The sequence below is a fragment of the Pseudomonas sp. Teo4 genome, from assembly GCF_034387475.1.
Lineage (GTDB): Bacteria > Pseudomonadota > Gammaproteobacteria > Pseudomonadales > Pseudomonadaceae > Aquipseudomonas.
Genome location: NZ_JAXCIL010000001.1, coordinates 1,364,132 through 1,384,159, shown reverse-complemented (window position 1 = coordinate 1,384,159; position 20,028 = coordinate 1,364,132). Strand labels below are relative to the sequence as shown.

Annotated in this window: 16 protein-coding genes; 12 read left to right on the top strand and 4 right to left on the bottom strand. The window is 63.9% G+C overall.

Annotation, left to right across the window (positions count from 1 at the left end; all coding sequences use genetic code 11):
- Positions 1 to 45 precede the first annotated feature (45 nt).
- Together PspTeo4_RS06505 and PspTeo4_RS06500 are read left to right on the top strand one after the other, a co-directional pair.
- Positions 46 to 1,341, top strand: coding sequence for an MFS transporter (locus PspTeo4_RS06505; protein ID WP_322362885.1), 1,296 nt, complete (start codon positions 46 to 48; stop codon positions 1,339 to 1,341).
- Between the two features lie 49 nt (positions 1,342 to 1,390).
- Positions 1,391 to 1,942 carry a YbhB/YbcL family Raf kinase inhibitor-like protein gene (locus tag PspTeo4_RS06500; RefSeq protein ID WP_322362884.1) on the top strand — a complete coding sequence of 184 codons (552 nt, stop codon included), beginning with the start codon at positions 1,391 to 1,393 and terminating at the stop codon, positions 1,940 to 1,942.
- Between the two features lie 143 nt (positions 1,943 to 2,085).
- Here PspTeo4_RS06500 and PspTeo4_RS06495 read toward each other — a convergent pair whose 3' ends face one another.
- Complete coding sequence (locus tag PspTeo4_RS06495) at positions 2,086 to 3,018, bottom strand: LysR family transcriptional regulator (protein ID WP_322362883.1); 933 nt, start codon at positions 3,016 to 3,018, stop codon at positions 2,086 to 2,088.
- A 124-nt stretch (positions 3,019 to 3,142) separates the two neighbouring features.
- Between PspTeo4_RS06495 and PspTeo4_RS06490 the strand changes: the two genes are divergently transcribed.
- Positions 3,143 to 3,409, top strand: coding sequence for a DUF2790 domain-containing protein (locus tag PspTeo4_RS06490; protein ID WP_322362882.1), 267 nt, complete (start codon positions 3,143 to 3,145; stop codon positions 3,407 to 3,409).
- A 1-nt stretch (position 3,410) separates the two neighbouring features.
- Here the strand turns inward: PspTeo4_RS06490 and PspTeo4_RS06485 are convergent, their stop codons facing one another.
- Entirely contained in the window at positions 3,411 to 4,106 is a 696-nt protein-coding gene (locus PspTeo4_RS06485; RefSeq protein ID WP_322362881.1) for a tRNA (adenine(22)-N(1))-methyltransferase TrmK, read from the bottom strand.
- 147 nt (positions 4,107 to 4,253) lie between these two features.
- On the opposite strand from PspTeo4_RS06485, the gene PspTeo4_RS06480 reads away from it, so the two are divergent.
- Entirely contained in the window at positions 4,254 to 4,613 is a 360-nt protein-coding gene (locus PspTeo4_RS06480; RefSeq protein ID WP_322362880.1) for a RidA family protein, read from the top strand.
- Between the two features lie 152 nt (positions 4,614 to 4,765).
- The gene (locus PspTeo4_RS06475; RefSeq protein ID WP_322362879.1) at positions 4,766 to 6,766 is read left to right on the top strand and encodes a U32 family peptidase; all 2,001 of its coding nucleotides are present in this window, start codon (positions 4,766 to 4,768) and stop codon (positions 6,764 to 6,766) included.
- Positions 6,767 to 7,075: 309 nt separating this feature from the next.
- Here the strand turns inward: PspTeo4_RS06475 and PspTeo4_RS06470 are convergent, their stop codons facing one another.
- Both PspTeo4_RS06470 and PspTeo4_RS06465 read right to left on the bottom strand, forming a co-directional pair.
- Positions 7,076 to 8,395, bottom strand: coding sequence for an LLM class flavin-dependent oxidoreductase (locus tag PspTeo4_RS06470; protein WP_322362878.1), 1,320 nt, complete (start codon positions 8,393 to 8,395; stop codon positions 7,076 to 7,078).
- 19 nt (positions 8,396 to 8,414) lie between these two features.
- Entirely contained in the window at positions 8,415 to 9,377 is a 963-nt protein-coding gene (locus PspTeo4_RS06465) for an ABC transporter substrate-binding protein (protein WP_322362877.1), read from the bottom strand.
- A 274-nt stretch (positions 9,378 to 9,651) separates the two neighbouring features.
- On the opposite strand from PspTeo4_RS06465, the gene PspTeo4_RS06460 reads away from it, so the two are divergent.
- The 7 genes from PspTeo4_RS06460 (at position 9,652) to PspTeo4_RS06430 (ending at position 19,971) form a co-directional block, all read left to right on the top strand.
- Positions 9,652 to 10,260, top strand: a complete 609-nt coding sequence (locus tag PspTeo4_RS06460) for a cysteine dioxygenase (protein ID WP_322362876.1) — start codon at positions 9,652 to 9,654, stop codon at positions 10,258 to 10,260.
- Positions 10,257 to 11,843 (top strand): rhodanese-related sulfurtransferase, encoded by a 1,587-nt coding sequence (locus PspTeo4_RS06455; protein ID WP_322362875.1) that lies wholly within the window; start codon positions 10,257 to 10,259, stop codon positions 11,841 to 11,843. The genes PspTeo4_RS06460 and PspTeo4_RS06455 overlap by 4 nt, the downstream gene beginning before the upstream one ends.
- Positions 11,844 to 12,032: 189 nt before the next feature.
- A complete protein-coding gene (locus PspTeo4_RS06450; RefSeq protein WP_322362874.1) occupies positions 12,033 to 12,488 on the top strand; it encodes an REP-associated tyrosine transposase in 456 nt (151 codons plus the stop codon).
- Positions 12,489 to 12,619: 131 nt separating this feature from the next.
- Positions 12,620 to 13,861, top strand: a complete 1,242-nt coding sequence (gene mexE / locus PspTeo4_RS06445) for a multidrug efflux RND transporter periplasmic adaptor subunit MexE (RefSeq protein WP_322362873.1) — start codon at positions 12,620 to 12,622, stop codon at positions 13,859 to 13,861.
- 12 nt (positions 13,862 to 13,873) lie between these two features.
- On the top strand, positions 13,874 to 17,053 hold the full coding sequence (locus PspTeo4_RS06440; protein WP_322362872.1) for an efflux RND transporter permease subunit: 3,180 nt from the start codon (positions 13,874 to 13,876) through the stop codon (positions 17,051 to 17,053).
- A complete protein-coding gene (locus PspTeo4_RS06435; protein WP_322362871.1) occupies positions 17,050 to 18,465 on the top strand; it encodes a TolC family protein in 1,416 nt (471 codons plus the stop codon). Before PspTeo4_RS06440 ends, PspTeo4_RS06435 begins: the two co-directional genes overlap by 4 nt.
- A gap of 450 nt (positions 18,466 to 18,915) precedes the next feature.
- Positions 18,916 to 19,971, top strand: a complete 1,056-nt coding sequence (locus tag PspTeo4_RS06430; RefSeq protein WP_322362870.1) for a tetratricopeptide repeat protein — start codon at positions 18,916 to 18,918, stop codon at positions 19,969 to 19,971.
- Positions 19,972 to 20,028 lie beyond the last annotated feature (57 nt).

Below are 20,028 nucleotides of genomic sequence, written 5' to 3'. Positions count from 1 at the left end.
CGTCCGAAAAGGCCGTCACTTTCGCTCACTCACCTTGAGGTACGTATGTCTCCGCGTTTGCTGGCCATGGCGCTGGCACCCCTGCTCGGGCTGTTCATCATTGCCCTGGGCAACGGTTTTCTGTCTTCCCTGACCACTCTGCGCCTGGGCGCCGCCGGCGAATCACCGTCGATGATCGGTATCGTCTCCTCGGCGTACTTCGTCGGCCTGACCCTTGGCGCAATCTTCAACGACCGGTTGATCCTGCGTATTGGCCATATCCGCGCCTACAGCAGCTTCGCTTCGCTGATCGCCGCGACCATATTGCTGCAGGGGCTGTGCTACGACACCACCTGGTGGATCGCGCTGCGTCTGATCAACGGCTGGGCGACGGTCGGGGTGTTCCTGGTCATCGAAAGCTGGTTGCTGATGGCGGGTGACGCGAAGATCCGCGGGCGTCTGCTGGCGCTTTACATGATCGCCTTCTACGGTGCCGGTGTGCTGGCCCAGGCGGCCCTGGGTGAAATCACCGGTTGGGGCGATACGGCGCCATTCATGGTCGCGGGCATGCTTGCTGCGTTGTCGGTGATGCCGATCGTGATTCTGCCGCAGGTGTCGCCGTTGCTGGAGCAGGTCGAGCCACTCAAGCCGCGCCAATTGCTGGGCGTGGCCCCCACCGGGCTGGTCGGCTGCTTCGGCTCGGGCGCGGCGATTGCCGGCGTCTATACCTTGCTGCCGCTGTACCTGCAGCGTATCGGCCTGGGCGTGGGCGAGGTCGGCAACATGATGGCCTGGGTGATTCTGGGTGCGATGCTGCTGCAGTACCCGGTGGGCCGCTGGTCCGACCGCAAGGACCGCCAGGACGTGCTGATCGCCCTGGCCTTGCTGTGCACGGTGCTGTCGGTGGTGATCGTGCTGCTGCCGTCGCAGTCGGTGCTGCTGCCGGTGATGCTGTTCCTGCTCGGCGGCGGTGTATTCGCGGTGTATCCGGTGGCGGTCAGCCACGCTGCCGACCGGGCGCCGTCCGATGCACTGGTGCCGATGATCCAGGGCCTGCTGCTGATCAACTCGTTGGGCTCGGCCCTGGCCCCGCTGGCCATTTCGCCGGTAATGACATCCCTCGGCGAGGTCGGGCTGTTCTGGGCCTTCGCGGTCATCAACCTGGCCATGGTGTGCTTCTTCCTGTGGCGCCGGGGCAAGCGCCCGGCTCCACAACACCCAGCGCCGTTCGCCGCAGCGACGACCTTTTCGCCAACCGGTGCGGAGTTGCGCGTGACCGAAGACTTGATGCACGCGGCACAGGAGCATCCGCCGCTGGAGCCGCTCGCCGCCAAGCAGAAGGCCGAAGCCCAGGCCCACTGAGTGCAACGCTGTACTAAACTGCCGGCCACTCTATCGCTAAGGAGTGGCCATGAACCTCAAGCCCTGGCTGTTCGCAGCCCTGCTTCCCTGTTCGGCATTGGCAGCCCCCGGCAACACCGGGGCGCTGTCGATCAGTTCGTCCTCGTTCACCGATGGCGGCATGATCGCCCTCTCCCAGGTCGGCCCCGACCCGGCCTGCGGCAGTGGCGAAGAACGCACGCCACAGCTGAGCTGGGAAAACCTGCCCGAAGGCACGCGCTCGCTGGCCCTGGTGATGTTCGACCCCGATGGCGGCAAGGGCCTTGGCGTGGTGCACTGGGTGGCCTACAACATCGACCCCGCCCTCGACGGCCTGGAACAAGGCGCGGCCGGGCAGACTACCCAGGCCGTGACGGTGGGGCGTAACTCCCGTGGCGCCCTCGCCTATCGTGGACCGTGCCCGCCTGCCGGGGACAATCCGCATCATTATGCGTTGACCCTCATCGCCACCGACCTGCCACCGGGCAGTCTGGCCGAGGGCCTGGATCGACAGGGGTTGCTGGAGGCCCTGCAGGGGCATGCGCTGGGGGCGCAGAGCCTGGTCGGGCGGTATGGGCATTGATTCGATCGGGCCCTATCACCGGCAAGCCGGCTGCTACAGGTGCTGCGGTGGACTTGAGGTCGTCGCGGTCCCTGTGGGAGCCGGCTTGCCGGCGATGAGGCCAGTGCAGGCAACACAAGACAGTCGCGTCCCAAAGAGCGTAGTCAGCGCCAGTATTTTGAATCGTCCACCACCCGTTGATGGGCCTCGAACAGCACCGGTAACTGTTCCTTCAGGAAGTCCAGCCAGGTGCGCACCTTGGCGTCGAGATAATGCCGCGACGGGTAGATCGCGTAGATTTCACGCTGGCGCAGCCGATGCGGTGCCAACAAGCGGCACAGGCGCCCTTCCTCGATGGCATGGCTGGCAGAATAATACGGCAGCAACCCCACGCCCATGCCCAGTTCAGTGGCCTTGAGCATGGCGTCGGCGACATTGGTGAGGAAGGTATCCTGGGGCACGATCACACTTTTCCCCTGATCCTGCTCGAATGACCAGTCTTCTTCGAACAGCGGGTCGACCATGCGCAGGCATTCGTGCTCGTTCAGGTCTTCTGGCTTGGTCGGCACACCATTGCGGGCCAGATACTCGGGTGACGCGCAGAGGATGCTGTAGATGCTGCCCAGCGGGATGGCGATCAACTGCGAATCCGGCAGGCCCTTGCCGATGGTGATGACCACGTCATGGCCTTCGTCGAGGGGGTCGGGGTTGCGCTGCGACAGGGTCAGTTCCATCACCACTTCCGGGCACGCGGCGTTGTAGCGCGCCACCAGCGGCATCATCAGCAAGCCCAGACCATGGGTGCAGTGGAAGCGCAAGCGCCCACGCGGGTTCAGGTGGGCACCACGGGCCTCATCCATCGCCTCGTCGGTCAACGACAGGATATGCCGCGAACGTTCAAGGAACCGCTCGCCCGCCTCGCTCATGCGCAGGCGGCGGGTGGTGCGGTGCAGCAGGCGGGTCTGCAACTGGTTTTCCAGCTCGGCAACGATCCGCGACACCTGCGCCGCGGAAATATCCAGGGCATTGGCGGCGGCGGCAAAGCTGCCGCACTCCACCACCCGGGCGAAGGTGCGCATGGCGTGCAGCATGTCCATGGGCTTCAGCTCCTTTCTCGGTCTTATTCGTACATCCCAGGCAGGAATCTATCACGAATTAGGCCATTTATTGTGGATCACCAATGAATACATCATTGGTAAAACATTGAAGAAGGAGCCTGCCATGAAACGTTCGATTGCTTTTATTGCCCTGTCCGCTGCCCTCACCTCGTTCGGTGCCTTCGCCGATCAGGCCTCCAGCCAGCCGTCGGCCAGCAACGATGCCTACGAGTACGGCATGCCGCTGGATGTGGCAAAGGTCATCTCCATCACCCCGGCCAGCAACGCCGCCGACTGCCAGGTAGGCACCGCGCACATGAAGTACGTCGACCACCAGGGCCAGACCCACGAGGTCGCCTACCGGGAAATGGGTAACTGCTCGCAGCAGTGATTCAGGCCAGCACCTGGGTGATCCAGGCGACCTGCCGGTTGAATTCGCGGGTCTTTTCTTGCGGTATCGCGTCTCGGGCGCGTTCGAAATTGGCCAGCGTCTGCTGTTTTTGACGCAACATGCGCTGCCACTTGGTGACAAACGCCGGGCTTTTTTCCTGCAGCAGCAGCGGACCGAAGTAAAGCTGTTCGGCGGTGTAGCTCACGGCCTCGCAAGGCTCGGCGACGATGATTTCATAATCGAAACGGTTTTCCCGCAGCAGTTCTTCGCTGCAGATCCGGTAACCGTTGTCCATCAGCCATTCACGCAGTTCCCGCTCATCGCCATTGGGCTGCAGAACGAGCCGCGTCACGCCCTGCAAGCGTGCCTTGCCCTGTTCGAGAATGTCGCGAATCGTTTCACCGCCCATGCCGCAAATACTGACGGTGGTAACCCGGTCGGAGGGCTCGATGGCAGCCAGGCCATTGGCCAGGCGAACGGTGATGCGGCCGTCCAGGCCGTTCTTGCGCACCTTGCGCTGGGCCGAGGCGAAAGGCGTCTGCGCCACCTCACCGGCCACCCCGGCTTCGATGACGCCCCGCAGCATCAGCGCCACGGGCAGGTAGCCATGGTCCGAGCCGATATCGGCCAGCCGTGCGCCTTGCGGCACATGGGCCGCGACACGCTCCAGGCGCATCGACAAAGTCTGTTCGTTCAACGTGAAGCCCCTAGCTCAACAATCGGGCGCGATTCTGACGGCCAGCGCCCGGCATTACAACGCATGCTGGCTCAACGGTGTCGCTCGACCCGCCCGACGCGCTCGCGTAGGCTTGCCGCTTTCCTTCCGTTGCAAGGCAAATATCCCATGGCAGACCTCATCTACACCCCGGACGCTGACGCCGATTCCATTTCCTCCGACGTGGCCGAGTTCAATGGCATTCTGGTGACCACGCAGATTCCGGCCGATAACGACGCCGACATCACCGCACAGAGCGAAAGCACCCTGCAGGCGCTGAAAGACGCGCTGGAAAAAGCTGGCAGCGGCATGGACCGCGTCATGCACCTGACCATCTACCTCACCGATATGGCTGACCGCCCGGCGTTCAACGAGGTGTATCAGCGCTTCTTCAGCAAGCCTTGGCCGGTACGGGCTGCCGTGGGTGTGGCGGCATTGGCGTTTCCGAACATGCGCGTTGAAGTGACGGCAATGGCGGCCAAGCGCTGATCAGCGAGACCACAAGCACCACGGCCCTTGCAGGAGCCGGCTTCTACAAGGGGCGTGGTGCCTTTTTCCCCCACTGAGCAGCCCAAGGATGCCGCCAACCCATTTCACCGCTACAATGCCCGCCTTGACCGTGACAGCCCGACTATAACGACATGTCCCTTCCAAAGAATCACCTGGAACTGCTCAGCCCTGCCCGCGACGTGGCCATTGCCCGCGAAGCCATCCTGCACGGCGCTGACGCCATCTACATCGGCGGCCCGAGCTTCGGCGCGCGCCACAATGCCTGCAACGAAGTCGGCGATATCGCCGAGCTGGTGGAATTCGCCCGGCGCTACCATGCGCGGGTGTTCACCACCATCAACACAATCCTCCACGACAACGAGCTGGAGCCTGCACGCAAGCTGATCCACCAGCTGTATGACGCCGGCGTCGACGCGCTGATCGTCCAGGATCTGGGGGTGATGGAGCTGGACATTCCGCCCATCGAGCTGCACGCCAGTACCCAGACCGACATCCGCACCCTGGAGCGGGCCAAGTTCCTCGACCAGGCCGGTTTCTCGCAACTGGTGCTGGCCCGTGAGCTGAACCTGCAGCAGATTCGCGCCATCGCCGCCGAAACCGACGCGGCCATCGAGTTCTTCATCCATGGCGCGCTGTGCGTGGCGTTCTCCGGCCAGTGCAACATTTCCCACGCTCAGACTGGCCGTAGCGCCAACCGTGGCGACTGCTCCCAGGCCTGCCGCCTGCCGTATACCCTCAAGGACGATCAGGGCCGCGTGGTAGCCTTCGAGAAGCACCTGCTGTCGATGAAGGACAACAACCAGACCGCCAACCTGCGCGACCTGGTGGACGCCGGCGTGCGTTCGTTCAAGATCGAGGGCCGCTACAAGGACATGGGCTATGTGAAGAACATCACCGCCCACTACCGCAAAGAGCTCGACGCCATTCTCGAAGACCGCCCGGACCTGGCGCGGGCCTCCAGCGGCCGCACCCAGCACTTCTTCGTACCCGACCCGGACAAGACCTTCCACCGCGGCAGCACCGACTACTTCGTCACCGACCGCAAGGTCGACATCGGTGCCTTCGACTCGCCGACCTTCACCGGCCTGCCGGTGGGCGTGGTGGAGAAAGTCGGCAAGCGCGACATGCAGGTGGTCACCGAGGTGCCGCTGACCAACGGCGACGGCCTCAATGTGCTGGTCAAGCGTGAGGTGGTGGGTTTCCGCGCCAACATCGCCGAGCCACGTGGCGAATTCGAAGAAGACGGCCAGAAGCGCTACCGCTACCGCGTCGAACCCAACGAAATGCCCGAAGGCCTGCACAAGCTGCGCCCGAACCATCCGCTGTCGCGCAACCTGGACCACAACTGGCAACAGGCCCTGCTGCGCACTTCGTCCGAGCGCCGTGTGGGCGTCGAGTGGCACGCCGTACTGCGTGAGCAGCGCCTGGTGCTGACCGTCAGCAGCGAAGAAGGCGTGAGCGTGCAAGTGGCGCTGGACGGCCCGTTCGGTGAGGCCAACAAGCCGCAGCAGGCGCTGGAGCAACTGCACGACCTGCTCGGCCAGCTGGGCACTACCCAGTACCACGCCGATGCCATCGAGCTGGATGCGCCGCAGGCCTATTTCATTCCCAACTCGCAGCTCAAGGCCCTGCGCCGCGAAGCCATCGAGGCGCTGACCGAAGCGCGGGTCAAGGCTCACCCCCGTGGTGGGCGCAAGGCGGAAACCAACCCGCCACCGGTGTACCCGGAGTCGCACCTGTCGTTCCTGGCCAACGTGTACAACCAGAAGGCTCGCGACTTCTATCATCGCCATGGCGTGCAATTGATCGATGCGGCCTACGAGGCCCACGAAGAACACGGCGAAGTGCCGGTGATGATCACCAAGCACTGCCTGCGCTTCTCGTTCAACCTGTGCCCTAAACAGGCCAAGGGTGTGACCGGCGTGCGGACCAAGGTAGCGCCGATGCAGCTGATTCAGGGGGATGAAGTGCTGACCCTGAAGTTCGACTGCAAGCCATGCGAGATGCATGTGATCGGCAAGATGAAGTCGCACATCATCGACCTGCCGACACCGGGCAGCGCGGTGGCTCAGGTGGTGGGGCATATCAGCCCGGAAGACTTGCTCAAGACCATTGTGCGCGCGCCGCATTGATTGTGAGAGGGGCGTTCTGAGAGCGTTCGCCTTTGCATTTTCAGTGTTCGCGAGACCGAGCGCCGCCCGCGCGGCGCATCGCGAGCAAGGCTCGCTCCTACGTCTGTTTACGGCCAATAACGCCTGTGACAGGCGCGCGCGACCGCCTTGATTGCACGACGCGAAATCGAGCCGTGCAAACAAGGCGGTCGCGCGCATTTCCTGCAGGAATAACTGGCCCGAAACAGACGTAGGAGCGAGCCTTGCTCGCGATGCGCCGCGCGGGCGGCGCTCGATCTCACAGCCACTACATCCCTCATGGCAGCCACCTCATCGGCCAAAACGCGGAATCTGCAACCCCAGGCTCTCACGCAATGTGGTGCCTTCATATTCAGTGCGGTATACCCCGCGCTCCTGCAACAGCGGTATCACCTCCTGGGTAAAGCGCTTGAACTGCCCCGGGTGCCCAATGTAGATATTGAACCCATCCAGCGCCCTCGCCTCGAACCACTCGGTCATCTTCGCCGCCACGGTTTCAGCCGACCCCACGAACGCCCCCGGCCTTAACTGGCGGCCGAACTCCACAGCCTGGCGCAAGGTAAAGCCCTTCTCCCGTGCCTGGTCGGCAATGCGCTTGGCATTGGTGAAGAAGCTGCTGCGCGCATACTCCAGGCTTTCCTGCGGAAACGGCGCATCCAGGTCGTACTGGCTGAAGTCGTGCCAGCCAAAGTTACGCCCGAACTCCTTGAGTGCCAGCTCGAAGCTGTGGTCCTGCTGGTGGTAATGCCGCTCGATCTCGCGGGCGTGATCGTCGCTATCGCCGACGTAAATCTCAGCACCCGGCAACACCAGCAACTGCTCCGGGTCACGCCCCAGGCGCGCTGCCCGCCCCTTCACATCCTGATAGAACGCCTGCCCCTGCTCGATGCTGGCAGCGTGGGTGAACACCACATCGGCAGTGGCAGCGCCCAGGTCGCGGCCTTGTCGAGAGTCGCCGGCCTGGAATATCACCGGTTGGCCCTGAGGCGAGCGCTGGATGTTCAACGGCCCCACCACCTGAAAATGCTCGCCCTTGTGGTTGAGCGCATGCAGCCTGGACGGGTCGAGGAACTGACCCGTGGCGCGGTCGCGGGGAAACGCGTTGTCCTCGTAGGAGTGCCAAAGACCCTGCACCACCTGGACGTGCTCCTGGGCCCGGGCGTAGCGGGTGTCGTAATCGTAGTGCTCGTCGCGACCATAATTGCCGGCGGTACCGGCATCGCCACTGGTGACCACGTTCCAGCCAGCGCGGCCTTTGCTGATGAGGTCCAGCGACGCCAGGCGCCGGGCCACGTTGTAAGGCGCGTTGTAGGACGTGGTCAGGGTACCGACCAGGCCGATGTGGCGCGTGCTCACCGCCAGTGCCGACAACAGGGTCAGCGGTTCCAGGCGATTGAGGTAGTGCGACGGCGAACCGGGGGTGATGAACTGGCTGTCGACGATGAACATCAGGTCGAACAGCGCGGCCTCGGCCTGACGGGCAATATCGATGTACCAGTCGATGTTGACGCTGGCATCGGCTGGCAGCTGCGGGTCCAGCCACAGGTTGTGCCGCCCAGGGCCGCCGCAGCCCATGGTCAGCGCGCCCAGTTTGATCTGTCTTTTGCTCATGGGGCTCCCCTCCTTGCAGTTACGGGTTGAGGGCCTGTGCCGTGGTCGGCGACTGCAGGGCGGCAGAGAACGAGGTGTCGAACAGGGTCGCGGCGGGGTACGCCTTGATCAGCCCGAGCCCTGCGAAGAAGTCCACGGTCTTCTGGGCATCGACCACCACCTGCGGGTTCAGCGGCGCCAGATCGGTGCGGGCGCGGGCGAACCACGCGCGGGCGATATCGCGGTCGGCGCGGGTACGCTTGGCCCAATCATCGGCATAAGCCTCGGTGTTGGCCGGGTCGCCCAGAGCCCATTCGCGGGCTTTCTTCAGGCGCTGCAGAAAGTCGGCGATCTGCGCGCGCTTGGCCTCGACCGACTTGGCATTGGCCACCACGAAACTCTGCGCCGGAATCAGCCCTTCAGCAGTAGCCAGCACCCGCGCCCCTTGGCGTTCTTGCTGGGTGACGTAGGGTTCCCAGGTGGCGATCACGTCAACCGAGCCGCCGTCCAGGGCGTGGGAGGCATCCAGTGCGCTGAGGTAGCGCAGCTCAAGCGCGTCGCGGGGCACCTTGGCTTTGTCCAAGGCGCTGAACAACAGCTGCTGGCTCCACGAGCCCTTCCAGATTGCCGCGCGTTTGCCACGCAGGTCGGCCAGGCTGTGGATGTTCGAGTCCTTGCGCGCCAGGATCGCCACCCCCTCCAGGTTCTGTCGGCTCACCGCGATGACTTTGATCGGCGCACCCAAGGCACCAAGGAACAATGGCGGCGCATCGCCCAGCAGGCCGACGTCCAGGCTGCCGACGTTCAACGCCTCGGCCACCGGCGAGCCGGCGGTGAACTGCTTCCATTCAAGGGTGTAGGGCAGGCCGTCGAGCACACCGGCGGCTTCCATCACTGAGCGGGCATTGAAGCTCTGGTCACCGACCACCAGGGTTTGCGCGCTGGCGGCCAGGCTCAAGGTAGTGGCCAGCACACCGGCGGCCAGGTGTTTGAGGTATCGCACGTTCGTCTCCAGGTGCCCTTGGGGCACGGCATGGCATATCGATCCGCCCGTGCGGTCTCGCAAATTGATTATGTGTTTTGAATCTAAATAGAAGCCTGCTTATAAGCTAACGACTGAAACTGACCCTGTGAAATGCATTTTAGGCATAACCTAATGCCTTCGAGACGCACCCGTTAAATACAGTTATCGCATATTAGCTTATGAATATTTTGCATTTTGAGAATATTCATTGGTTTTGCTAGGGTTAACCAGAACCGTCAAACGAGCCTTTACCATGAGCCAACCGCTGCGCCATGACCGCCTGCGCCTGTTCATCGGCGAACTTTCCGACCTGCTGGACCGGGAAACCGACGAGGCCACCCTCCTCGACCAAGGCCAAAGCCTGCTGCGCAGCCTGGTCGCTCACGACGACTGGCTGCCCGAAGCACTGGCCCAACCGGACCCTGCCCGCTACCAGCAGTACCTGCTGCACTGCGACTCGCGTCAGCGCTTTTCCATCGTCAGCTTCGTCTGGGGGCCTGGGCAGCAGACCCCGATCCACGACCACCGGGTATGGGGCCTGATCGGCATGTTGCGCGGCGCCGAGTACTCCCAAGGTTTCGCCCGCACCGAACAAGGCGCGCTGGTGCCTGCGGGCGAGCCGGTGCGCCTCGCTCCAGGGCACGTCGAAGCGGTGTCGCCACGCATCGGTGACATCCACCAGGTGAGCAATGCCTTCGACGACAGGGTGTCGATCAGCATCCATGTCTATGGCGCCAACATCGGTGCCGTGCACCGTGCCGTCTACCTGGCCGACGGCAGCGAAAAAGCCTTCATCTCCGGTTATTCCAACACCCTTTTGCCCAATATCTGGGACCTGTCCAAAGAGAACCCTGCCCCATGAGCACTGTGACCAGCCGTACCTTCCAGGATATCCGTCGGGCCTTGCTGGCCCATGAGGAACTGGCGCTGATCGATGTCCGTGAAGAAGACCCGTTCGCCCAGGCGCATCCGTTGTTCGCCGCCAACATTGCGTTGTCGAAACTGGAACTGGAGATATACGCCCGCGTACCGCGCCGTGATACCGCCATCACCCTGTACGACGACGGCGAAGGGTTGGCTGCCCAGGCAGCTCAGCGCTTGCTGGCGTTGGGCTACAGCGATGTAGCGCTGCTGCAGGACGGCCTGGCCGGCTGGCGCGCCGCAGGCGGCGAACTGTTCCGCGACGTCAACGTGCCGAGCAAGGCCTTTGGCGAGTTGGTCGAGAGCGTGCGCCATACCCCATCGCTGGCCGCCGAACAGGTGCAGGCGTTGCTCGATGACAAGGCCGACGTCGTGGTGCTCGACGCCCGTCGCTTCGATGAATACCAGACCATGAGCATTCCCGGCGGTATCAGCGTGCCGGGTGCCGAACTGGTGCTGCGTGTGGCCGAACTGGCGCCGAACCCGGCTACACAGGTCATCGTCAACTGCGCCGGGCGCACTCGCAGCATCATCGGCACCCAGTCGCTGGTCAATGCCGGCATCCCCAACCCGGTGGCCGCGCTGCGCAATGGCACCATTGGCTGGACCCTGGCCGGGCAGCAACTGGCCCATGGGCAGGAGCGCCGTTTCACCGAGGTCAGCGACAACAACCGCGCAGCCGCCACGGAACGCGCGCGCAAGGTGGCCGACAAGGCTGGCGTGCTGCGTCTTGATCGTGCGGGGCTGCAGGGTTGGCAGGCCGAAGCCAGCCGCACTAGCTACCTGTTCGATGTACGCACCCCCGAGGAATATGCCAAGGGCCATGTGCCTGGAAGCCGCTCGGTACCCGGTGGGCAATTGGTACAAGAGACCGACCATGTGGCCAGCGTGCGCGGTGCACGTATCGTGCTGATCGATGACGACGGTGTGCGGGCGAACATGAGTGCATCCTGGCTGGCCCAGATGGGTTGGCAGGTGGCGGTACTGGATGGGCTCACAGCGGCGGACTTCAGCGAAGCGGGCGAATGGAATGCCCCATTGCCAGCACTCGCGCAGGTGACGGAAATCGGTGTCGAGCAGTTGCAGGGCTGGCTTGAAGCGCCGGGGACCGTGGTGCTGGACTTTACCGCCAGCGCCAACTACGTCAAACGGCATATCCCCGGCGCGCACTGGGCCATCCGGGCTCAACTGCCTCAGGTGCTGGAGCGCTTGCCTGTCGCCGAACGTTACGTATTGACCTGCGGCAGCAGCCTGCTGGCGCGTTTCGCGGCTGTCGACCTGCAAGCATTGACCCAGACGCCCGTGTTTCTTCTGGCCGGGGGCACCGCAAGCTGGATTACTGCGGGCAAGCCGCTGGAAAGTGGCGAGACCCACCTGGCAGTGCCACGCACCGATCGCTACCGTCGGCCTTATGAAGGCACCGATAACCCGCGCGAAGCCATGCAAGGGTATCTGGATTGGGAGTTCGGCCTGATCGCGCAGTTGGAGCGGGATGGTACCCATGGGTTCCGGGTGCTGATCTAGACAAGCTGGGGGCGCGTTGCGCCCCATCGCAGGCTTCGCCAGCTCCCACGGGGGTAGTCGTGGGAGCTGGCGAAGCCTGCGATCGAGCGCGCAGCGCTCGCAGAGTGCACGACACAAACTGTTCCAATGTCCACCAGACCAACTCCAGCCACGCAGCTACCTTGAGTACGTCCCCTCAAGGAGCGTGCTATGGATAGCCCAGCCTCACATCGTTTACGCATTGGCCGAACCTCCATATCAGGCCAACTCTATTTGCTGACCACGACGGTCAGAAACCGCGAACCTGTTTTCCGCGATCTGCGCACGGCACGAATTCTGGTTTCTCAACTACGTCTAGCCCATGAGCACACCATGGCGAAATCACTCGCCTGGGTCGTGATGCCCGACCACCTCCACTGGCTGGTAGAACTGCAGAATGCATCGCTGGACGCCCTGATGCGGCAGGTCAAATACCGCTCGACTCATCTGGTGAATACCGCCCTGGAACGCCGCGGAGCATTGTGGCAAAAGGGATACCACGACCGGGCAGTACGTCGTGAGGAGAACATCAAGGACGTCGCCCGCTACATCGTGGCCAACCCATTGAGGGCGGGCCTTGCCGACACGGTGGCAGAGTACCCCCACTGGGATGCCGCCTGGCTCTGATCATGCCCCGCATCGATGATTAACCCCGACATATCATTGCGCGTGATAATAACCTTCGCTCCGTTCGATTCGTGCGTCACGCGCAAGACACTCACACTCCGCCCACTACTAATACATTGGCGGAGTTCTCCATGGAACAATCACTCAAACCCTTGCGCTTTCCCCTCGCTGCCCTGGCAGTGGTGGTGCTCAGCGCATGCGGTCGAACCCCGGACGCCGTGCAGGCCCCCGCCGCACCCAAGGTCAGCGTTGCCAAGGTAATCGAGCAGCCGATCAACGAATGGGACGAGTTCACCGGCCGCCTCGAAGCGCCGGAGACCGTCGAAGTTCGTCCTCGGGTCTCTGGCCAGATCGACCTGGTGGCCTTCACCGAAGGTGCCCAGGTCAAGAAAGGCGACCTGCTGTTCCAGATCGACCCACGCCCGTTCCAGGCTGAAGTCCGCCGCCTCGAAGCCCAGCTACAACAAGCCAAGGCCACCGCCATTCGCAGTGCCAACGAAGCCCGCCGTGGCGAGCGTCTGCGCGACAGCAACGCGATCTCCGCCGAACTGGCCGAGTCGCGCAGCAGCGCCGCCGCCGAAGCCCGTGCCGGGGTCGATGCCATTCAGGCGCAACTGGACCTGGCCCGCCTGAACCTGAGCTTCACCCGCGTCACCGCGCCAATCGGCGGCCGCGTCAGCCGCGCCCAGTTCACCGCTGGCAACATCGTCACTGCCGATGTCACGCCGCTGACCAGCGTGGTCTCCACCGACAAGGTGTATGCCTACTTCGATGCCGACGAGCGCGTGTACCTCAAGTACACCCAGCTGGCCCGTGAAGGCCAGCGCGGCCAGAGCACCCCGGTGTACCTGGGCCTGACCAACGAAACCGGCAACCCGCACCTGGGCCAGATGAACTTCGTCGACAACCAGGTCAACCCGCGCACCGGCACCATCCGTGGCCGCGCTGTGTTCGACAACCGCGACGGGCAGTTCACCCCTGGCCTGTACGCGCGCCTGAAGCTGGTCGGCAGCGCCCAGTACGACGCCGTGCTGATCAACGACGAAGCCGTGGGCACCGACCTTGGCAAGAAGTTCGTGCTGGTCATGGACAAGGACAACAAGGCCACCTACCGCCCGGTGGAGCTGGGGCCGAAGCTCGAAGGCCTGCGCATCGTGCGCAGCGGCCTGGGCAAAGACGACCGCATCGTGGTCAAGGGCCTGCAGCGTGTTCGCCCGGGCTCGCCCGTGACGCCGGAAGAAACCGCCATGGCCAGCGAACAGACCCTCGCCGCCCTCGCCCAGCAGCGCCAGGCCCTCGAGGCCAGCAACTCGGCGCAGAAGGTAGCGGGCTCCACTGAGAAAGTCGCCAGCGCCCAGGCGCCACGCGGTTAAGGGATCACACCGATGAACTTTTCGAAATTCTTCATTACCCGGCCGATCTTCGCCGCCGTGCTGTCGCTGGTGCTGCTGATCGCGGGTTCGATCTCGCTGTTCCAGCTGCCGATCAGCGAATACCCGGAAGTGGTACCGCCTACCGTGGTGGTGCGCGCCAACTTCCCCGGCGCCAACCCCAAGGTGATCGGCGAAACCGTCGCCGCACCGCTGGAGCAGGCCATTACCGGTGTCGAGAACATGCTGTACATGTCCTCGCAGTCCACCGCCGATGGCAAGCTGACCCTGACCATCACCTTCGCCCTGGGCACCGACCTGGACAATGCCCAGGTGCAGGTACAGAACCGCGTCACCCGCACTCAGCCCAAGCTGCCTGAGGAAGTGACCCGTATCGGCATCACCGTCGACAAGGCCTCGCCCGACCTGACCATGGTCGTGCACCTGACCTCGCCGGACAACCGCTACGACATGCTCTACCTGTCCAACTACGCCATCCTCAACATCAAGGACGAGCTGGCGCGCCTGGGCGGCGTGGGCGACGTGCAACTGTTCGGCATGGGCGACTACTCGCTGCGGGTATGGCTGGACCCGAACAAGACCGCTTCGCGCAACCTGACCGCCAGTGATGTGGTGGCCGCCATTCGCGAGCAGAACCGCCAGGTGGCCGCCGGCCAGCTGGGCGCCCCGCCCGCCCCCGGTAGCACCAGCTTCCAGCTGTCGATCAACACCCAGGGCCGCCTGGTCAACGAGGAAGAATTCGAGAACATCATCATCCGCGCCGGTGCCGATGGCGAAATCACGCGCCTCAAGGACATCGCCCGGGTCGAGCTGGGTTCCAGCCAATATGCCCTGCGCTCGCTGCTGAACAACCAGCCGGCAGTGGCCATCCCGATCTTCCAGCGCCCTGGTTCCAACGCCATCGAAATCTCCGACGAAGTGCGGGCGAAAATGGCCGAGCTGAAAAAGGACTTCCCCGAAGGGATGGACTACAGCATCGTCTATGACCCGACCATCTTCGTGCGTGGCTCCATCGAAGCGGTGGTGCACACCCTGTTCGAAGCGCTGGTGCTGGTGGTACTGGTGGTGATCCTGTTCCTGCAGACCTGGCGCGCCTCGATCATCCCGCTGCTGGCCGTACCGGTGTCGCTGATCGGTACCTTCGCGGTCATGCACCTGTTCGGCTTCTCGCTCAATGCCCTGTCGCTGTTCGGGCTGGTATTGGCCATCGGTATCGTGGTGGACGACGCCATCGTCGTGGTGGAGAACGTCGAGCGTAATATCGGGCTTGGCCTTAAACCGCTCGAGGCTACGCAAAAAGCCATGGGCGAAGTGACCGGACCGATCATTGCCACCGCCCTGGTGCTGTGCGCGGTGTTTGTCCCTGCTGCGTTCATTTCCGGCCTTACCGGGCAGTTCTACAAGCAGTTCGCCCTGACCATCGCCATCTCCACCGTGATCTCGGCGTTCAACTCGCTGACCCTGTCGCCTGCGCTGGCTGCAGTGCTGCTCAAGGACCATCACGCACCCAAGGACCGGTTCTCGCGGTTCCTGGATAAACTGCTGGGCAGCTGGCTGTTCGCCCCGTTCAACCGCTTCTTCGACCGTGCCAGCCACCGCTACGTGGGTGGTGTGCGCCGAGTCATCCGCTCCAGCGGCATCGCCCTGTTCGTCTATGCCGGCCTGATGGGCCTGACCTACCTGGGCTTCTCGTCCACCCCGACCGGTTTCGTGCCGGCCCAGGACAAGCAGTACCTGGTGGCCTTCGCCCAGCTGCCTGACGCCGCCAGCCTCGACCGTACCGAGGCGGTGATCAAGCGCATGAGTGAAATCGCCCTGAAGCAACCCGGCGTTGCCGACTCGGTAGCCTTCCCGGGCCTGTCGATCAACGGTTTCACCAACAGCCCCAACAGCGGCATCGTGTTCACTCCGCTCAAGCCGTTCGATGAGCGCAAGGACCCGAGCCAGTCGGCAGCGGCCATCGCCGCCGCGCTCAACGCCCAGTTCGCCGACATCCAGGACGCCTACATCGCGATCTTCCCGCCACCGCCGGTACAAGGCCTTGGCACCATTGGCGGCTTCCGCCTGCAGATCGAGGACCGCGGCAACCTGGGCTACGAAGCGCTGTACAAAGAAACCCAGAACATCATCGCCAAGAGCCACAACGTGCCAGAGCTGGCAGGCCTGTTCACCAGCTACCAGGTCAACGTGCCGCAGGTCGATGCCGCCATCGACCGGGAAAAGGCCAAGACCCATGGCGTGGCGATCACCGATATCTTCGACACCCTGCAGGTTTACCTGGGCTCGCTGTACACCAACGACTTCAACCGCTTTGGCCGCACCTACCAGGTCAACGTCCAGGCCGAGCAGCAGTTCCGCCTCGATGCCGAGCAGATCGGCCAGTTGAAGGTGCGCAACAACCTGGGCGAGATGATTCCGTTGGCGACCTTCCTCAAGGTCAGCGATACCTCCGGACCTGATCGCGTGATGCACTACAACGGCTTCATCACCGCGGAAATCAACGGCGCGGCAGCCCCGGGCTACAGCTCCGGCCAGGCCGAAGCCGCCATCGAGAAACTGCTGAAAGAGGAATTGCCCAACGGCATGACCTTCGAGTGGACCGACCTGACCTACCAGCAGATCCTCTCGGGCAATACCGCACTGCTGGTGTTCCCGCTGTGCGTACTGCTGGCGTTCCTGGTGCTGGCCGCCCAGTACGAAAGCTGGAGCCTGCCGCTGGCGGTGATCCTGATCGTGCCGATGACCCTGCTGTCGGCCATCACCGGGGTGATCGTCTCGGGTGGCGACAACAACATCTTCACCCAGATCGGCTTGATCGTACTGGTGGGCCTGGCGTGCAAGAACGCGATTCTGATCGTCGAATTCGCCAAGGATGAACAGGCCAAGGGCCTCGACCCGCTGGCTGCGGTACTGGAAGCCTGCCGCCTGCGTCTGCGGCCGATTCTGATGACCTCGATTGCCTTCATCATGGGTGTGGTGCCGCTGGTGTTCTCCTCCGGTGCCGGTTCGGAAATGCGCCACGCCATGGGTGTCGCGGTGTTCTCGGGGATGATCGGGGTGACCGTGTTCGGCTTGTTCCTGACCCCGGTGTTCTTCTTCCTGATCCGCCGTTTCGTCGAACGTCGCCAGGCCCGCAAGGCCGCGCACGTGCAATCGTTGGAGAGCCACGCATGAACCTGCTCAAACCCCTGACGCCCAGCCTGCTGGCACTGGCCCTGGCGGCCTGTGCGGTGGGCCCGGACTACAAGACGCCGGACACCGAACCTGCGCAGCTGGACAGCCAGATGCAAGCCCAGGCGTTTGACCGCAGCCGCTTTGAAAGCCTGTGGTGGAAGCAGTTCGACGACCCGGTGCTGAACCAACTGGTGCAGGCCTCGCTGGATGGCAACCGCGACCTGCGCGTGGCCTTCGCCCGGCTCAAGTCGGCACGGGCCATCCGTGAGGATGCCTCGAACGACCAGTTGCCGGTGGTCACCAGCCGCGTCAGCAGCGACATCGGCAAGGGCCAGATTCCTGGCGAGACCGAACAGCGGGTCAACAGCGAGCGCTACGACCTGGGCCTGGACATGGCCTGGGAGCTTGACCTGTTCGGCCGTATCCAGCGTCAGATCGAGGCCAGCGAAGCCCAGGAAGCGGCGGCCCAGGCCGACCTTCAGCAGTTGCAGGTCAGCCTGATCGCCGAGTTGGTCGATGCCTATGGCCAACTGCGCGGCGCGCAACTGCGCGAGAAGATCGCCCTGGCCAACCTCAAGACCCAGCAGGAGTCGCGCAACATCACCGAAACCCTGCGCGACGCCGGGGTCGGCAACGAACTGGACGTGGTGCGCGCCGATGCACGTCTGGCTGGGGTCGAGGCGACCGTACCAGAACTGCAGGCCGAGCAGGTCCGGGCGCGCAACCGCATCGCCACCCTGCTGGGCCAGCGCCCGGATGCCTTGAGCGTCGACCTCTCGCCCAAGTCACTGCCGGCCATCGTCAAGGCATTGCCGGTGGGTGACCCGGGTGAGCTGCTGCGCCGCCGCCCGGACATCCGCAGCGCCGAGCGCCAGCTGGCCGCCGCCACGGCCAACGTCGGGGTGGCCACTGCCGACCTGTTCCCGCGGGTCAGCCTCAGCGGTTTCCTCGGTTTCACCGCCGCGCGCGGCTCGCAGATCGGCTCGTCCGCCGCCAATGCCTGGGCGCTTGGCCCCAGCATCACCTGGGCCGCTTTCGACCTGGGCAGCGTGCGGGCCCGCCTGCGCGGAGCCAAGGCCGATGCCGAGGGTGCCTTGGCCAACTATGAGCAACAGGTGCTGCTGGCACTGGAAGAGTCCGCCAACGCGTTCAGCGACTACGGCAAGCGTCAGCAGCGTCTGCTGTCGCTGATACGTCAAAGCGAGGCCAGCCGCAAGGCCGCCGACCTGGCGTCGGTGCGCTACCGCGAGGGCACGGTGGACTATCTGGTGCTGCTGGATGCCGAACGCGAGCGTCTGAGTGCAGAAGACGCCCAAGCCCAAGGCGAGGTCGAGCTGTACCGCGGCATCGTCTCGATCTACAAGGCCCTGGGTGGCGGCTGGCAGCCTGAGACGGTCGCCAGCGCCCACTGATTCAACGACTCCTTTGGTTGGATCCTCCCCCAACCGTTTGCCCCGCAGGCCTTGTGCCTGCGGGGCTTTTTTATTGGGTTTGCCACAATATATTCGGGGTTTGTCAGATCGAGCGCCGCCCGCGCGGCGCATCGCGAGCAAGGCTCGCTCCTACGTTTGTTTCGGGCCAATGAGTCCTGTGAGAAATGCGCGCGACCGCTTTGGACGCACGGCTCAATATCGAGTCGTACAAACAAGGCGGTCGCGCGCGACTATCACAGGCATGACTGGCCCGATACAAACGTAGGAGCGAGCCTTGCTCGCGATGCGCCGCGCGGGCGGCGCTCGATATACGCACCACCCCAAAACCCAAGACAAGCACATCGCAGCCACCCATTCCCAATCTTGCGCTGCTTGCAGACCGGGGCGTTCTGCCCCAAGCTCTGCCTTCCCACCGCCATGGACCGCATAATGCCCAGACGCCACCGCTACCTGATCGCCTTGCTGGCTGTGATCCTGGCGTCGTCGGCGTTGGTCTTTCTGCGCCGCGATGATCAACCCGCCCCGCCGACCTTGCCCCCGCACAGCTATGCCAAGGCATTGCGCCAGGCCCATGATGGCCTGCCGGGTGCTGCGCGGGTGCTGTACCAGCAGTTGCAACGCGACGACCTCACGCCGATTCGCCGCGCCGCCCTCTACGCCGAACTGCCCAACTACCCCTCGCCACAGGCGCTGAAGCTTGCGCAGCAGGACCTGGAGCATGCTGACCCGTTGGTACGCCGCGCCGCCATCGCCGGTGTCCGTCGTCTGCTGCCTGCGGCGCAGCGCAGCCTGGTGCTCGGGCCGTTGCTGGACGACGATGACCAGAGCGTGCGTTTTGCCGCGGTGGATGCCTTGCTGGGGCTGGACCCGGATGCCATCGGCCTGTATTTCGGGCCGCTGCAAACCACACTCGAGCAATACCAGCAGGCACTGGAAAAACAGCCCGAAGATGCTGCAGCGCAAGTCCACCTGGCGCGTCTTTACTTGCATGAAAACGACTACGACCAGGCCGCCGCCGCCCTGCAGCGCAGTCTGGCGGTGGACCCGGACGGCCTCGACGCCCTGGCCACCCAGGTACGCCTGCTGGAACGCCAGGGTAAACATGACGAATCGCGCCAGGTGCTGGCCAAGGCCCTGGCCCTGCGCCCGGACTCGGCTTTTCTGCAAAACGAGCTGGGCCTATGGCTCAACCGTCACGAGCAACGTGAGTACGCATTGCTGGCCCTGGCCCGCGCCGTCGAGCTGGAGCCCGACAACACCGATTACCGCTATGCCCTGGCGGTGACCTTGCACGACCTGGAACAAGGTGATGCGGCCCAGAAGCAACTGGAAACCCTGCTCAGCCGCCAACCGGCCAATCGCCGGGCCAGGTTGTTGCTGATCCAGTACTGGAAGGAGACCGGCCAGTTGCAGAACGTGCAGGTACTGCTGGCCGAACTGGAGCGGCAGAACCCCGACGACCCGGCACTGCAACAAGGGCTGTAACGAAGCCGGTAACTTGCGTTGAACCCTTGACGATGCGCTGTGGTCCAGAGGTTATCG